This is a genomic window from Flavobacterium humidisoli (assembly GCF_023272795.1).
Lineage (GTDB): Bacteria > Bacteroidota > Bacteroidia > Flavobacteriales > Flavobacteriaceae > Flavobacterium > Flavobacterium humidisoli.
The window spans coordinates 2,998,958-3,016,339 of sequence record NZ_CP096829.1 but is presented as its reverse complement, the minus strand read 5'-3'; the positions used below and the strand labels follow the sequence as shown (position 1 = coordinate 3,016,339).

The following is a 17,382-nucleotide window of genomic DNA, read 5'->3' as shown; positions in this document are numbered from 1 at the left end:
AATTATTCTAAATAAGGCTTATGTTTGTAAAAAATATCATTCTAATAATTTAAACTTGATCTTATGAAATCAAATACTTTAAAAACACTAAGCTTTTTATTTCTAATGCTTTTTGCTGCACCTCAGCTTTTTGCCCATGCCCTTTGGATTGAAACCAAAGCAACAGGAACAAAAGGAAAAGCTCAGGAAATTTCTGTTTATTTTGGAGAATTCTCTGATAATGATATTACAAAAGCTGATAAATGGTTTTCTGATTTAAAGGATTTTTCTCTAGTTGTAATTTCTCCTTCAAAAAAAGAAACTAAGTTAACTTCTAAAGCTCTAGATAATAAATACCAAGCTTTCTTTACGCCAGACGAAGATGGAGTTTACACCATTGTAATGCACCACACTGTAAAAGATGTTTACGGTACTATGAAATTAGATTACAACTCTAGTGCAAATGTTGTAGTTGGAAATAAAGCTGCAGGAAACAATATTGCTTCTAACACGAATAAAATTGCAGTTTTCTCAGAACAAGCAGATGTTGCAAAAAAAGATACTAAAATCACTGGAGTAGCTTCTTATGACGGCGCTATCGCAAAAGAAACAAAAATTAAAGTAATCGCTCCAAACGGATGGGAGAAAGAGTTATGGACAAACGATAAAGGAGAATTTTCTTTTACACCAATCTGGTCTGGAAACTATATGGTAGAATATGCGCACACAGATAAATCGGCTGGAGAACACAACGGAAAAAAATACGATGAAATCTGGAAAATGGCAACTTACCAAATTGCTGTAAAATAATTTTACAAAATCTCATTCTTAGGTTTTAATTTCAATTTAAACAGGGCTGACTCAAAAAAATGAGTCAGCCCTGTTTTTTTTGTAGAAATGCCTTTGTAGAATATCCTATGATGGATTTTAATTCGTTTTAAATACAAAATTAAAATAACATTAGAAAATTCTTAAGCAAATCTTAAGAAAATACTAAGGAAGGTTTAAGTAAGAAATCAACTTCATAATTTCATGTTAAAGAATATGTCTATTTATATTTGCACTCGATAATTTTTATTGAATCTAAATAAACACCATGAAATATAATTTACTATTTGCATTAGGATTATTGAGTTTTGCCTCTTATGCGCAAGATTATTCAAGCAGCGAATCTACTTCTTCAGTAAACGATACCGTTAAGAATAAAAAAGGAGAAATTCTTAATGAAGTTGTAGTTACCAAAACCAAAGAACCAAAACCAGTAACAGCAGTTCGCTCTGGATTAAAACCAATGGATAATCCACAATCGATACAAGTTATTGGTTCTGAAATTATCGAACAGCAGCAAGCAATTAGACTAAGCGAAGTTCTTAAAAACGCTAATGGTGTTTACGTTGGTTCTGCTCGTGGTGGTGCTCAGGAATCTTTCTTTTCTAGAGGTTATGACATGTCTGCCAATAATATGTTCAAAAACGGATTCCGTTATAATGCAGGATCAATTCCAGACGTTTCTGGTTTAGATAAAGTAGAGTTCTTAAAAGGGGGTTCAGCTTTACTATTTGGAAACGTAGCACCAGGAGGAATTCTTAATTTAGTAACAAAAACACCTCAATTTAAAAGTGGCGGAGAAGTTTCAATGCAATTAGGAAGCTACTCTTATTATAAGCCAGCATTTGATTTCTACGGAGGCTTAACTAAATCAATCGCATTTAGAATTAATGGTTCTTACGAGAATTCAGAAAGCTTTAGAGATGTTGTAAAAAACGAACGTTTGTACATTAATCCATCTTTGCTTTTTGTAATTAATCCTAAAACACAAATTACAATACAGGGAGATTATTTAAGTGCAGATTGGACGCCTGATTTTGGAACAGGAATTATTGGAACACAAATTCTTGATTTACCTCGCAATACTTTTTATGGATCGCTTTGGTCTAATGGTACAACCAAATCTTCTAGTGCTTCTGTATTATTAAATCATGATTTCAACAAAAACTGGAAATTAAATTTTAATTCTTCTTTCCAGAATTATGACAGAGCTTCAAAATCTACAGCACAATTATCATCTGTAAAAGATAATGGAGACTGGACAAGACCATTGGTTCAAAACGACAACTCAGAACAAATTTTAGGAGATCAATTAAGCCTTCAAGGAAACTTCAATACAGGATCTGTAAAACATCAGATCTTTACAGGTGCAGACTGGGAAAACTCATTTGCAACAGCATATACTTTTGCATTTGATCCTGCAAATTATGACACTATTAATCTTTTCAATTTTGATCCGTCAACACAAAGAAATGATATTCCAGACGCAAGAGCCACTCAAATTGCAAAAACAGAAACGAATCGTTTTGGAGTTTATTTCCAAGATTTGATTTCGATTACAGAAAAATTCAAAGTATTGGCAGGTGTACGTTGGTCATGGCAGGAAGCCGAAGTTACTACTTATAAAGAAACTTATACTAATAAGGTGCAAACAGTAAGCCCTGAAAATGCAGTTCCTACAGTAGGCGCTAAAAAATTAGACAATGCATTTTCTCCAAAATTTGGATTAATTTATCAGCCTAGAAAAGATGTTTCTATCTTTGGTAGTTATTCTACTTCATTTACTCCAAACACAGGAACTACAGCAGATTTAAAACCAATTGAACCTTCTATTATTGATCAATATGAAGCGGGAATCAAAACCGATTTCTTACAGGGATTGTTAAGTACGAATGTTACGGTTTATCAAATCACAAACAGCAATTTAGCTCAAACTGCAGAATTTAAAGCTGATGGAAGTTTAAACACAGACACAAACGTAAAAGTTTTAAGTGGCGAAACTAAAAGTAAAGGTGTCGAGATTGATGTTACCGCAAAACCTATTGAAGGCTTAAGCATTATCGCTGGTTACAGCTACAACGATATGAGATACACTAAAACATCTGGCTTAAATGGAAGTTTTATAGAAGGTGATCGTTTGGTTAGAACTCCTGCTAATACGGCAAATCTTAGCTTTTATTACTTAGTGCCAGAAGGCTTCTTTAAAGGGGTATCTTTAGGAGCGATAGGAAATTACATCGGTGATCGTTTAGGAGGCTGGAATGACCAATACAGCACAGATACGACTAAATATCCTGACGGAATATACCACAGAGAAATTCCTATTGATGGTTATGTTACAATTGATGCATCTGTTGGATATACTTGGAGAAAAATTTCAATTCTTTGCAAATTATCAAACATTACAAACGAATTAAACTATACGGTTCACGAGAACTACAGTGTGAACCCAATCGCGCCTCGTCAAGTTTTAACAAGTCTGCGATACAAGTTCTAAAATATTGAATTAGATGTTTTTTTGATTTATCCCAAGATTTTCTGTTTCTCTAGAAATAGAAAAATCTTGGGATTTATATTTTAACTCCAATTATAATTCAATTAACACTATTTTTGCCAACCAATACTATCCTTTAAAAACAAATCTAAATGTCAGATTCTCCCAAAAACCAATTGCAAAAAACTTTAGGCTTTAGTTTTAATGTTGCCGTTTTAATTGGAGGAACAATCGGCGTCGGCATTTTACGCACACCAGGAACCATTGCAGAAATGCTGAATAATTATTGGCTGATTCTTGCTTCTTGGCTCTTTGGCGGTTTGTATGTCCTATTAGGAGCAAATTCGTATTCAGAATTAGCTACAATGCTGCCAAAAGCTGGTGGATCTTACAACTACATCAAAAGAGCTTTGGGCGAGTATGCCGGTTTTCTTTCTGGTTGGTACGATTATATTGTGAATGCCATTCCTCCTGCTTTTTATTGCATCGTAATTAGCGAATACACGATTATTTTATTTCCGCAATTAGCGCAGTATTCAACCGTATTATCGGTTTCTTTATTAGTTGCATTTGTCCTATTGCATTTAAGCGGAGTCAAAAACGGAAGTGTAATTCAGCAGATTACCAGTTTCTTAAAAGTCATTTGCTTTGTGGCTTTGGTTGTGGCTTGCTTTATGTATTCTGGAGTTGAAGTTCCAGCGATAAAAACGGATAGTTCTATTTTTCAAATCGGACTTATTTTTGGATTCTTCAAATCATTACAGCTTATTATTGGAACTTATAATGGTTGGAACGGCGTTTGTTTTTTTGCTGAAGAAAATGAAAATCCAAGCAAAAATATTCCGAAATCTTTATACAGCGGCGTTTTACTAGTTGTAGCCATTTATATTTTGGTAAACGCAGCATTTTTCCATGTTCTGCCAATAGAGACATTAGCAAAATCTAATCTGGCTGCTGCCGATGTTGCCAAAATTCTTTTCGGCGAAAATGGTGCTAAAATCGTTACCGTAATTTCCATTTTCTCCTTAATTAGTATTCTGAATGCTTTTATGATGATTCCGCCAAGAATACTTTATGGATTAAGCCGCGACGGTTTCTTTATCGAAAAAGGAACAACTGTAAATAAAGGTGGAACACCAATTGTAGCGCTATTGGTTTCCTCACTTTTCAGTTTGTTTTTAATCTGTATAGGTTCTTTTGAAGTCCTATTTTCTTTCGCTGCTTTTATCTCGATAATTGTTTGGGGACTGGCTTATTATTCGCTTTTAAAATTACGAACTTCTGAACCAGATTTACCAAGACCTTATCGTTCATTTTGGTATCCTTGGACGACTATACTCGCTATTATATTTTCGATCGCCTTACTTGCGGGATTTATTTACAGTGATCCTATTAGTTTTCTTATTATTGTTGGAATTGCTGTTGTTTCTTATCCTCTGTTTTTGGTTTTGAAGAAGAAGAAAAAATAACACATTTTTGTCATTCCGATTTCTATGATAAAACCAAATCTTTTTGATAAGGGATTTGTTTTTTTATTACTGCAAAAACTCTATGAATTATTTTATTTCTCACAGCATTCAAAACACTCATTTTGTTCTTTCCTTCATCAATTTTTCTATGATAGTATTTGCTTAAATCATTATCCAAACGTATTGCACTCATTGCTGCCAGATGTAAGATGGTTTTGAGTCCTTTATCTGCAAGCATGGAAACTCTAGGTCTTCTTTTTAATGATGTTCCAGATTGAAAATCGAATGGTACAACCCCGCTGTAACAGGCCATTTTTCTTGGATCTGTTATAACCGTAAAACCTTCTGTTTTTGATAATAATGTCCACGATAGAACTTGGCCTACTCCTGGAACTGATTTTATCAGTTTCTGCTTCTGGCTTAGACTTTGGTCATCATGGATTACTTTTTCAATATCATTTTCAATAGCTTTAATTTGTTCTTCAACACTTTTAATGAGTTTTACATTTAGACTTTTTAGTTCTTTATCCAATCCAATGCCTTTCATTAATTTATAATCATGCTGCTGGGCCATAAGCTGTTTTTTAATTTTTATCCTTAAAGCTCTTTCGGTCAATAGTATTTTTATCTTTTTGATAGAGCGAGAACTTGGCTTCCATTCTCTATTTTCCTGATAATTTTTCTCAATGAAATTACAAATCCTCAGTGCATCGATTTTATCATTTTTGCCTCTGACAAGACCTATGCTTTTTTTGATATGCAGAGCTGATATGACATAAACTCTAAAATTGAATTTCTCAAGCACTTCAAAGAGATTCCAATTGTATCTGCCTGTGTTTTCCATACCTATAATCACATTTTCATCTGAATATCTTTTGAAAAAACGTTTTATAACCTGAACGTTGTTCTCAATTGAAAAGTAATTTACAGATTCTTCCTTAACACAAATATCCAAAGTCTTGCTGCTGATATCAATGCCGACAATAATGTTTTTCATAACTTTGCTTTTACGATTCAACAATGATTTGAGAAATTCATCATAAGCTCAACTCCTTAATAACGGGTCACTAGCCCAAATTTCTATCTGAGTCTTTGATGAAAGGGAAGCTAAAGTCTTAATCGAAATATGAGTCACAAGCTCTGAGGAACGAACAGTTTACTTTTGCTTCCTTTCTCAATCATAAATCTACTTAAATTTCAAAAAACAAATCTAAAGGAGGAACGAGGAATCACACTAGAAATTTCACATAGAAAGTCGCCAATCTTTGTCGATTCACTAGTGTGATTCCTCGTTCCTCGGAATGACAAAACAAAAAAAAGCTGTCCATTTTGGACAGCTTTTATATTTTAAAGAAACTCTGATTCTTATTTCAAACCAGCTAAACTCTGCTCAATTGTCGCAATTTTTGCTAAAGCATCTGCTTGTTTTTGTTTCTCTAGATTAAGAACTTTCTCTGGAGCTCCGTTTACGAATTTCTCGTTTGAAAGTTTTGCTTCAACAGATTTCAAAAATCCTTTAGTATAATTCAATTCTTCTGTCAATTTTGCAATTTCTGCTTCAACATCGATGTTTCCTGTAATCGGAATGAAATATTCATTTGATTTTACACGGAAAGATAATGCTCCATCTACTTTTTCTGAAACATATTCGAAAGCAGAAACGTTTCCTAATTTCGTAATGATTGAATCAAAATAAGTAGAAACATTTTCGCTGTTGATTCCTTTTAATTCGATTGCATCTTTAAACGGAATATTTTTGTCTTTACGAATCGTTCTAATTCCAGAGATTACTTCAATAGAATTTTCAAAATCAGTAATCAATTTAGCATCAAATGGTTTTAATTCTGGCCAAGTCGAAACAATTAAAGCTTCTTCTGGAGTTCTTTCAGCAATTAACTGCCAAATTTCCTCTGTCAAGAAAGGCATAAATGGATGAAGCAGTTTTAAGTTGCTTTCTAACATTTCGATCGCTTTCGCGAAAGTTACGCTGTCAATTGGCTGTTGGTATGCTGGTTTAATCATTTCAAGGAACCAAGAACAGAAGTCATCCCAAACCAATTTATAAATGGCCATAAGAGAATCTGAAATTCTGTATTTCTCGAAATTATCTTCAATATCAACTAAAGTCTGCTGTAATTTCGCTTCATACCATTCAATAGCCACTTTTGATGATTCTGGCTGTACGATGGTTTCTGAAACTTCCCATCCTTTAATCAATTTAAATGCATTCCATATTTTGTTTGAGAATGCTTTTCCTTGGTTACATAATTCTTCATCAAACATAATATCGTTTCCTGCAGAAGCACTTAAAAGCAATCCTACACGAACTCCGTCTGCACTGAATTTATCGATCAAGTCTAAAGGATCAGGAGAATTTCCTAATGATTTAGACATTTTACGACGTTGTTTATCACGAACTAGACCTGTCAAATATACGTTTGTAAATGGTTTTTCGCCTGCATATTCGTAACCCGCAATAATCATTCTCGCAACCCAGAAAAATAAAATATCCGGACCTGTAACCAAGTCATTTGTTGGATAATAGTATTTAAAATCTGGGCTTTCTGGATCCATAATTCCACCGAAAACAGACATTGGCCATAACCAAGAAGAAAACCAAGTATCTAATGCGTCAACATCTTGTTTTAAGTTGTCGGCTGTTAGTTGTTGGTTGTTGGTTTTGGCTTGTGCTAATTTCAACGCATCTTCAATGTTTTCTGCAACTACGAAATCTTCTTTTCCGTCACCATAATAATACGCTGGAATTTGTTGTCCCCACCATAACTGACGAGAAATGTTCCAATCACGAATATTGTTCAACCAGTGCGCATAAGTATTTTCGAAACGTTTTGGATGTAATTTAATATCTCCTGTTTCTAAAACCGACTTAATTGCAGGTTTTACTAATTCTTCCATTTTCAAGAACCATTGGTCAGATAATCTTGGTTCGATTACCGCTTTTGTTCTTTCAGAAGTTCCTACTTTATTTAAATGTGTTTCTGTTTTTGCTAAAGCTCCAATTTCTTCTAATTCTTTTGCAATCTCAGTACGAACCACAAAACGGTCTTTTCCTTGATAATGTAATCCGAAGCTATTTAAAGTTGCATCTTCATTAAAAATATCAACGATCTCAAGGTTATGTTTTTCACCAAGAGTTTTATCGTTCATATCGTGAGCAGGCGTTACTTTCAAACATCCTGTTCCGAATTCAACATCAACATATTCGTCTTCAATAATTGGAATTACTCTTCCGCAGATTGGAACGATTGCTTTTTTACCTTTTAAATGTGCAAAACGCTCATCGTTAGGATTGATACAGATGGCAGTATCTCCAAAAATAGTTTCAGGACGCGTTGTAGCAATCGTCAAGAAATCTTCTGAACCTTCAATTTTATATTTTAAGAAAAATAATTTTCCTTGCTGTTCTTCATAAATTACTTCTTCGTCAGAAAGAGTAGTTTTTGCTTCTGGATCCCAGTTTACCATACGGTATCCTCTGTAGATTAAACCTTTGTTGTATAAATCTACAAACGATTTAATTACAGATGCAGACATATCTGGATCCATTGTAAATTTAGTGCGTTCCCAATCGCAAGAAGCTCCTAATTTCTTAAGTTGTTCTAAGATTGTTCCACCGTATTTATCTGTCCATTCCCAAGCATGTTTTAGGAATTCTTCGCGGGTCAAATCGTTTTTATTGATTCCTTCTGCTTTTAATTTCGCTACCACTTTTGCTTCAGTTGCAATAGAGGCATGATCTGTACCTGGAACCCAACAAGCGTTGAATCCTTTAAGACGTGCACGACGAATTAAAACATCCTGAATCGTATTATTCAACATATGTCCCATGTGAAGGACTCCAGTGACGTTTGGCGGCGGAATTACAATGGTGTACGGTGTTCTATGATCTGGCTCTGAATGAAAATAGTTGTTTTTCATCCAGTAATCATACCATTTACTCTCAATCGTCTTAGCGTCAAATTGTGCTGGAATTGTCATTTACTTAGGTTGTTTAATCGTTTATTTGTTTAACTTTTTAATCGATAATAAGGGTTATACGTCTCTTTTTAATTGTTTTAACTGTAATAATAAAATCATTTACAATTCAACCTAAAAAACGATTAAACGAAATGACGATTAAACGGTTAAACAAAAAACTGGTTCAATTTTTGTATTTATAACTGACAGCAAAAGTAAATAATTAAGTAGACTATAAAAAGAGAAATAATAATTTGTGTGTTAATTAAAAGAATGTATATTTACTTACAATTAAAAAAAAGATTTCATATGAAAAATGCAGCCTCTTTTATTGCAGTCTTATTGTTTAGCGCAATAAGCTATGCACAAAACGGCCCGAAAATTGAATTTGCAGCCCCAGACAATACAATTGATTATGGAAAAATTTCTAAAGGTGACAATGGACTTCGCTCCTTTGAATTTACAAACACTGGTGATGCTCCTTTATTAATTACAGGCGCAGAATCTACGCTAAGTTCAATCGTTGTTACCAAACCTGCGGCAGCAATTATGCCGGGCAAAAAAGGGAAAATCGATGTAAAATATAATATGGTAGCAGGACCTATTCGTAAAACAATTACTGTTGAAACAAACGCAGTAAACTATCCTGACGGAAGAGTAGCTCTTAAAATTAAGGGTGAAGTTCAATAAGAATTTAAACTTCTAAAATAATTAAAGCCGTTTCTACAGAAACGGCTTTTTATTTTTTATAGAGAACTATCTTGCCTCTCTAATCTTGGTTCTCTAGTCTTGCCTCTTTACTTACTTGGCAGCACATTCTACTGAGTCAAATTTATATTTTACGCTTTCAAAATCAATTGGCTTATCTTTTACCAAATACGTAACGCCCATTGTAGTTTGCATAACACCATTTCCTAAAATAAGCTGATTGTTACGTTTTAAAAGTGCCATCGGATTCTTAAATGTTTTATTTCCATTCACATTGTCTTTAAAAGTATAATCTACAAACAATGTATCACCATGAAACTCACCTGCAACTTCTCCTGTTCTAACGGTTGAAGGAGCAACTCTCATAATCATATCTCCCGCTAGTTTTCCGTTTTTTAAAGTATTCAATTTTAAATCTATTGTATCCTTTTCATAAATTGCTTTGTAGCATGCAGTGCTTACCACTGCCTCACCTTCTGCTTTTGCAACTTCGGCGGCTTTTTGTTTTTCTTCATTTTTACAGCTTTGCAATCCGATAAAGGATAAAAGCAAACAAGATAAGGTTAGATTTCTCATATTTTTTTTATTTCGTTGATATCACTATAAAATTAAAGAAAAAAGATTTCCGCAAAAAGGTTTTGGCAAAGTTTTTCTGTAAAAATGAAACCCGACAGGTTTTAAATACCTGTCGGGTTTACTATGTTTCAAAAAATTATAAATTTTTAATTACAAATTCAGACCTTCTATTCAATTCATGCTCTTCTTCTGAGCAAGATTCGTCTGTTTTACATTTTATAATTGGCACCGATTCTCCGTAACCTTTTGCTGTAACTCGTTTGGCATCAATACCAGACTGAATTATAAATTCTCGTGTTGAATTGGCTCTTTTTTGAGATAAATCTTCATTAAATTTGGCGTTTCCTCTAGAATCGGTATGCGAACCAATTTCTATTTTCATATCTGGATATTTCTTCATCAGCTCTACAACCCTACCCAAAACCACTTTTGATTCTTTTCGGATATACCACATATTGTAATCAAAGTAAATTGGATCTGTTTTAATGATTAAACGATCTTTATCTTTAACAACATCTTTTTCCTTTGCTAGTATCTCTTTTACTTTTTCCTGCTTTTTAACTTCGGCAGCAACGATTGCGGCTTCCTTGGCTTTTTTCTCTTTTTCTTTTAATTCAATTGCCACCAAAGCTTCTTTTTTCTTGTTTTCTTCTTCAATAATAATTTCTTGCTTTCTCTTATTTTCAGCAATTTGCTTTTCTTCCTGTTTAATAACTTCCAATGATTTTAAAGCTAAAGAACCGTCATTAATTTTATCTCTTGTTTTGTCTAATGTCAATATTTTTGAAGCACTAGTATAGTTTTCTCTGGAAGCTGAAATTTTATACGAAGCCTCACAAGCAACCGTAAAACTGAATTTTCCATCAGCAGAAGTTGTAATGGTATTTAAAGTTTTATTTTCAGAATCTTGCAATAGTACCGTTGCATTTTCTAGAGCCAATTGCGTATCAATATCTGTAACTATTCCAACTATTAATTGCTTGCAATCTTCAACAATCAAATCTTTTATTTCTTTGAATTGATAAATATCATCGCTCCCTTTTCCTCCTTCTCTATTAGAAGCAAAAAATCCTTCTTTGGTATTGGAATCAATATTAAAAGCGAAATCATCTAAATTAGAGTTCAATGGAAGTCCGACATTCACTGGTTTTGAATATTCATTTCCGTTAATTTCAGAAACAAAAACATCTAAAGATCCATAGCCCAAATGTCCGTCAGATGAAAAATAAAGTTTATTATCTGCTGACGCAAAAGGAAATTGCTCTCTTTTATTTGTATTAATTTCTGAACCCAAATTTTTTGGAGTATCAAATGCTCCTTTATTAATATAAACGGAATAGATATCGAAAGAGCCTAAAGATCCTGGCATATCTGAAGCAAAATACAATACTTTTTCATCTGCACTCAAAGCAGGATGTTCCACAGAATAATTCGGACTATTGAATGGAAGCGACGTGATATTTGTCCATTTTCCCTCCACCAATTCTGCTTTAAAAATCTGAAGATTGGAGATTTTCTTATCGTCTTTTTTCTTCTTTCCGTTTTTAGAATTGTTTCGGGTAAAATACATCGTTTTGCCATCTTTTGTAAAAATAGCATTCGATTCGTGCATTCCGGTTTTTAATTCTTTAGCAAAATAATGAACAATAGAATCTGCTGAATTACTATTTTTTAAAGGAATTGAAACCAAATTCAAATACGTTTCGTTATCCCATTTAAACTTTTTATCAAATAAACCAGGCTTCAATTTAACTCCTGCAAAAACTAGATCTTCTTTATATTTTACAGCTCCAAATTCTGAATTTGGTGTATTTATCGCTAGGTTTTTAATTTCAAAACGTTTACCAATTGCCGTAACATTTTCTAATGTTTTAAAGTCTTTTTCAAAATTGACGATATCTTCTGCATTTTCAGATTTAGCATAATATTCTTTTAAATTAGCATTTGCATCGTCGTAGCTATTTGTTGCTTTTAAAGTCTGTGCGTATCTAAAATAATATTCTCGATCTAAATTATTGCTGTAATTTGAAATCAAAAGTCGATAATAACGCTGTGCTTTTACTAAATCGTTAGTATAGAAATAAGAATCGGCTAGATTTTTAATAACTTCTTGAGACGGTTTTTCGTCTGCCAATTTTTGGTATAAAATAATAGCTTCGCTGTAATACGTTTTGTCAAAAAAACGTTTTGCTCTAGCTAGTTCTAGATCTTGTGCATTTATAAACTGTATTGAAAATACGAATATAATAACGAGTAATTTTTTCATATTTTTCATTTTAGAAGAATCTTGGAGATTTATCAAATCCTTTTCCTAACAAGTCCAGATCGAACAACAGCATAATTTCGTGTGTTCCAGAATTAAACTGTCCAAAGTTTGTAAGCGTATAGTCGTAGGCGTATCCCACTCTTAATGTCGGCGTGACGTTAATATTGAAAAGCGCACTGACAGAATCATCTATTCTATAAGAAGCTCCAAATTCGAACTTTTCGTTGTAGAGAACATTCGCTGAAACATCTAAAGTTATTGGCGCGCCTTTTACAAATTTTGACATAAATGCGGGTTTCAATTTCAATGCATTGTTCAGCTGAAAAACATAACCAGCAGTTAAAAAAGTATGAATCTCTTCGGAACCAAAAGCATTCACTCCTGATTTTTCTTCAATATATTTTGACTTCAATAAGTTTGGGGCAGACAACCCTACATATAGATTATCTCTAAAATAATACGCCCCAACTCCAATATTAGGTTTTGTTGCATTTATATTTTCTGAAAAAGCAATATCTGTTTGAGGATCTGTAAAACGAAAACCATTAAAATTGCTTTGCATAGACGAAAATCCAGCTTTTAAACCCAGAGACAATTTATTTTTTCCTCCTAGTTTTAAAACATAGGCAAAATCGGCATAAACATTATTCTCTTTTTTAGCTCCATCTCCTATATCATCTGAAAGGAATGAAATACCAGCTTCTATTTTGTCGTTAATGGCTGTGTGTCCAAAAAAGGTAAATGTTTTTGGAGCGCCATAAGCACCAACCCATTGCGTTCTGTACAATCCTCCAAAATTCATCATGGCAGGAACTCCAGTCGCATACGCAGGATTGACAACACTCATATTATACATATAATGTGTGTACTCTGGATCTTGCTGAGCAGAAACGGATAAATAGAGAAGGAAATTTATTAGAAGTATTATTTTTTTCATTTGAAAATTATATTAAAATGTAAAAAGGTTTTATCGATTTAAATAAAGACGGCCTTGCTGTGGCGGTTTATTGTCTTTATTGAAATGCAACACATAAAAATAAACTCCATTGGGTGCAATACCTCCAGCGATACCGCTTTTTTCGTAATTTTTGCCATCCCAAGCAGGTTTATTATTATCTCCTTTATACATTCCGTTTCCGTATCTATTATAAATTTCAAGTGTATAATTTGGATATAAAAATTCAATATCTTTTATCACAAACGAATCGTTTACACCGTCTCCGTTTGGCGAGAATCCATCTGGAATAAAGAACTCATACTGTGCGACCTCGCAGTCTTGAAGTGAAACTTTTACTTCTTTATAATTTTCTGACAAACAGTGGGTTGTTTCATTTAAATCATATCCATAATAAGTCGTATTATGAACCAATAATGTAGTTGAAGCCAGTAAATTTCCATCTACCGCATCATACCAGGCCACCGTTGCTGGAACATTTGTTTTATTAGAAAGATCACTTATTTTTGGATTCGCCAGTCCGCAAAAATCTGCCGTTTCATTCATTTCCGGCGCAGGCGTATCGTTTATAAGCACCGAAACTTTTGCAGGTTCTGAAACGCAGCCTGTAGCGGAAGTTTCCCTAATGAAATAATCTTCTGTTTTTAAAACATAATCAACTGCAAGTGGCGTAGTTGCTGTTGCAGAATTGTACCATTTGTACTGAGTTCCCTTTGGCTCTAAATTGGCAATTACAGCTTCATCAACTTTACAAAATTGCTGATCTGAAACAATTGGCCCTGGAGGAATCGGATTTATTATAAAATTATCTGTAACGTTGATTAAATCTACATCACAATTTGTAACTGTATTCGTTAGATTCAATAATGTAATTTTTGTCTCACCTGCATTTAAAAGCAATTCAGCAGGAATGACAAAATCTAGCTTACCATTTGCTACTGCTTTTGTAACGGTTTGTACCGCAGAAATATTAGCTTCTGACAATGCATAAGAAATACTCACATTAGCTAAAGTTTCTAATCCTGAAACGGCAACGGTAACAGGCGCATTCAAACAATAATCTTTTACCGCAGCTTTTACTGTTATGGCATTTGGCAATGGATTTATATACAGATTTCCTGCAACATTTGCTGTATTGGTACATTGTGGTGAAGGATTGGTAATATTTGTTATGCTATAAATAGTAATTACAGACAATCCGCTTCTTCTGCTCAAGTTGCCTGGAATTGTAAATGATGCTTTTCCGCCAACAGACTGTATTTCTGCTGTTTCGCCTAGAGCTAGATTATCTCCGTTTATATTGTAGGAAATACGATAAAGCCCATCAAGTAATTGAGGTGCAGCAATTTCAATTGTTGCCACATCATTTTGGCAAATTGGAAGCGCTGTTAATGTAGCATCATTTAAGCGTGGCAACGGATAAATCTTTAAAATAGTTGAAAACGGATTAAATATGTTTACACATGTTCCTTTGCTTGTTGTAGACGTTATACCTGTAACAGTAATAGTATACTCTCCTACTTGCTTAAAATAAGACGATCGTATTGGGAAATTAAATTCGCCATTCACAAAATTTCCCCTTACATTTTCAGATGATGACACTCCTGGACCGACAACACTAAAATTGACATCGTATGTTCCATTAGGAATATTATCTAGCCCTTGCGTAATTTTTGCCGAATAAGTCGCTGTTGAAATTTCAGATTCGCAAATATCTTTACTTGCTTCAATTTTAGATCCTGTAAAATCAAGTCTTTTTTCTAGAGTTATATTTACTTTGACATCTTTATTGGCGCATATATTATTACCAGGAACTGCTAAAACAGTATAGGTGTAAGAATATACTCCAGGTCCATTCGTATCAAACAATTCTTGAAGATTAATATTATGATCTATGGCAGAGGTTAAACCTATACCCGTCCAGGTACCACCTCTGTCTCCTCCAATTAGCTGGTCAAATAAATCTAGATTGGTGTAACCTGCCAAATCTGTCGTTCCGCATAACTCCAAATCTTGTGGTTTTCCTATTTTCGGAGCTATATAAATGGTCACTTGCACATTGGTCGATTTTGAGCTAGGAGAACAAGCAAGCACTGGTGGCACAGTATAAATGAAGTTAAGTGTCGTTTTGGTTGTATATTGTCCGATCGCTATTGTAGATTCTACAGGCTGACCTGTATCTGTGGTAAATCTTCCGTTTACATGCGGTCCCATTACCTTACTATCAAAAGCCGTAAAAAGATTAAAAAAGTTGTTTTCGTTACAAACTGTTGCTTCAGATCCCACTCCAACGTATGCACCTATAGTAATTGTAACTACTGATTTATTATCTGTACAGCCCGAAGTAGCTGGAGCCGTGTAGGTATAGTGATATTCTCCTCCGCTAAGAATATACTGCGCATTTAAAATACCAGTAGAAGGATTTAGGCCTTGCAAATTATTATCATCTGTCCATGTTCCGCCAGGAACTGGAGAACCGCCTAACAAAGAAAATAAATTTACGGATTGATATATTGGATTAGTAACATCGCAAATTAATTCATTTACGTTATCAACACCAGCACATTGTGCCGTTAGTTTTGAAGGAAGAACGGTAAAAAAAATAAAAAACAATACAAAATGTAAGTAGCTAATGTAGTTTTTTGCCATAGATTAATTTTTTGTTAAACATAAGAAAATATTTAACCAAAAAACTAATTTTTAACAAACTTATTTTCACAAAAAACAGTCATTCCTTCAATATAGCAACATAAAACGCGGTTTTTAAAAATCGACCAAATACTATAATTCAATCTTTTACAGTTCATCTTCCAGTTTAAATCTAAATTTAAGCACCAAACTATTTCGTTCGACTTCAAGATTAATCCATACATCATCTTCTGATTTTAAAAGATTATTTATTTGCTGGAGAGTATATTTATAGGGCTGCGTTTTGTTAATACTGACAATAATATCTCCTTTAAGCAATCCGCATTTTTCGGCAGCAGAATTTTTTCGCACATTCACTATTTCATAAACAGGCTTAAGAGCAAATTTATATTTAAAGTTATTGTCGTTTTTGTCCTTTTCCTGCAATTCTCCCATTGAAGATGCAACTCGTACGGTTTCTAAATGCACTGTTTCCTGTACCCACTGAAGTCCGTTGTGCTGAACCGTGATTCCGCTTTTATTATATGTAAATGGTTCTCCAAATTTCCCATTTTTTTTCAAGTACAGTTTTTTTCCTCCATAGTCTAAAACCAAAGTAAATCGTTTCAAAACTTCGCCTCCAACAGATCCTATACGTCCTGGAACCATCTTAACGTTGCGAACTGAAGCAGAATCTGGAAAAGAAACAATTGGCTTTTTAAAATCAAATTCGTCAATAGAAAATTTATCAATTTTAGCACGATGTCCTTCAATGTCTCCACTAAATCCTTTTCCTAAAAAGTCTGGAAAATTTTTATTTGGGAGTTTGATTTTATCATTTTCAAAAATCCAGAAAGCATCGCTATTTCCAATATCAATTAGAAGCTTAGCTGGAACTTGCTCATTATTAACTGTCGCTGTTGTCATGATGTATGGTTTCGCTTTTTCAACAGTTATCGGAACCATTTTGAACTTTTTTTCTAGTTTTTCTTGATACTTAGCAGTCTTTGCGTGAACTATTATTTTCTTTTTCTGATAATTAACTTCGACAAAATTGTCTCTAAAGAATTTGTGACCGATAATTCCGTTGACAGGAATTCCGATATGAGAAGACAAATTAAAACTTTGATCTAGGATAATAAAAACCATATGATCGTTTGATTTGAGACCATGAGTTTCTAGAATATTTTTTGTCGATTTTAGACCTTCTATTTCCTCTTCACTTCCTAAACCACGAAGTTTAATCTTTACAACATTATTAAAACTAACTTCTTGTTGTTCTTCCATACTAAACAGAATTGTTTCTTCGACGCCCGAATCCAACAGAAAATTTAGTTCGACTCCATTTACTTTTATAGGAATAAAAATAAGGTTGTTAATCAATTTAAAAGGTATTGTAGCCTTAGTTGCATTGTTTTCTAATATGAAATCGCCTTGTCCAAAAAGCAAAAAAGGTAAGAATAACCCAAAAAACAATACTATATATTTTTTCATTGACAAT

At 33.5% G+C, this 17,382-nt stretch carries 11 protein-coding genes; 4 read left to right on the top strand and 7 right to left on the bottom strand.

The genetic code is table 11. The annotated features are described in order from the left end of the window. Window positions 1–63: 63 nt before the first annotated feature. The 3 genes from M0M44_RS12865 to M0M44_RS12855 all read left to right on the top strand — a co-directional run bounded on the left by M0M44_RS12865 (window position 64) and on the right by M0M44_RS12855 (window position 4,770). Window positions 64–789 (top strand): DUF4198 domain-containing protein, encoded by a 726-nt coding sequence (locus M0M44_RS12865; RefSeq protein ID WP_248726009.1) that lies wholly within the window; start codon window positions 64–66, stop codon window positions 787–789. Between the two features lie 286 nt (window positions 790–1,075). Continuing rightward, on the top strand, window positions 1,076–3,304 hold the full coding sequence (locus tag M0M44_RS12860) for a TonB-dependent siderophore receptor (protein ID WP_248726008.1): 2,229 nt from the start codon (window positions 1,076–1,078) through the stop codon (window positions 3,302–3,304). Between the two features lie 149 nt (window positions 3,305–3,453). Beyond that, the gene (locus tag M0M44_RS12855; RefSeq protein ID WP_248726007.1) at window positions 3,454–4,770 is read left to right on the top strand and encodes an APC family permease; all 1,317 of its coding nucleotides are present in this window, start codon (window positions 3,454–3,456) and stop codon (window positions 4,768–4,770) included. Window positions 4,771–4,792: 22 nt separating this feature from the next. On the opposite strand, the gene M0M44_RS12850 is transcribed toward M0M44_RS12855, so the two are convergent. Continuing rightward, window positions 4,793–5,767, bottom strand: coding sequence for an IS110 family RNA-guided transposase (locus M0M44_RS12850; protein WP_248726006.1), 975 nt, complete (start codon window positions 5,765–5,767; stop codon window positions 4,793–4,795). Between the two features lie 368 nt (window positions 5,768–6,135). Continuing rightward, window positions 6,136–8,769 (bottom strand): valine--tRNA ligase, encoded by a 2,634-nt coding sequence (locus tag M0M44_RS12845; protein ID WP_248726005.1) that lies wholly within the window; start codon window positions 8,767–8,769, stop codon window positions 6,136–6,138. 288 nt (window positions 8,770–9,057) lie between these two features. On the opposite strand from M0M44_RS12845, the gene M0M44_RS12840 reads away from it, so the two are divergent. Next, window positions 9,058–9,438, top strand: coding sequence for a DUF1573 domain-containing protein (locus M0M44_RS12840; RefSeq protein WP_248726004.1), 381 nt, complete (start codon window positions 9,058–9,060; stop codon window positions 9,436–9,438). A 111-nt stretch (window positions 9,439–9,549) separates the two neighbouring features. On the opposite strand, the gene M0M44_RS12835 is transcribed toward M0M44_RS12840, so the two are convergent. The 5 genes from M0M44_RS12835 to M0M44_RS12815 all read right to left on the bottom strand — a co-directional run bounded on the left by M0M44_RS12835 (window position 9,550) and on the right by M0M44_RS12815 (window position 17,375). Further along, a complete protein-coding gene (locus M0M44_RS12835) occupies window positions 9,550–10,032 on the bottom strand; it encodes a hypothetical protein (RefSeq protein WP_248726003.1) in 483 nt (160 codons plus the stop codon). Between the two features lie 136 nt (window positions 10,033–10,168). Further along, a complete protein-coding gene (locus M0M44_RS12830) occupies window positions 10,169–12,298 on the bottom strand; it encodes an OmpA family protein (RefSeq protein WP_248726002.1) in 2,130 nt (709 codons plus the stop codon). A 10-nt stretch (window positions 12,299–12,308) separates the two neighbouring features. After that, window positions 12,309–13,235, bottom strand: a complete 927-nt coding sequence (locus M0M44_RS12825; RefSeq protein ID WP_248726001.1) for a PorP/SprF family type IX secretion system membrane protein — start codon at window positions 13,233–13,235, stop codon at window positions 12,309–12,311. A 30-nt stretch (window positions 13,236–13,265) separates the two neighbouring features. Beyond that, the gene (locus tag M0M44_RS12820) at window positions 13,266–15,902 is read right to left on the bottom strand and encodes a T9SS type B sorting domain-containing protein (protein WP_248726000.1); all 2,637 of its coding nucleotides are present in this window, start codon (window positions 15,900–15,902) and stop codon (window positions 13,266–13,268) included. Between the two features lie 147 nt (window positions 15,903–16,049). Beyond that, window positions 16,050–17,375, bottom strand: a complete 1,326-nt coding sequence (locus tag M0M44_RS12815; RefSeq protein WP_248725999.1) for a PDZ domain-containing protein — start codon at window positions 17,373–17,375, stop codon at window positions 16,050–16,052. Window positions 17,376–17,382 lie beyond the last annotated feature (7 nt).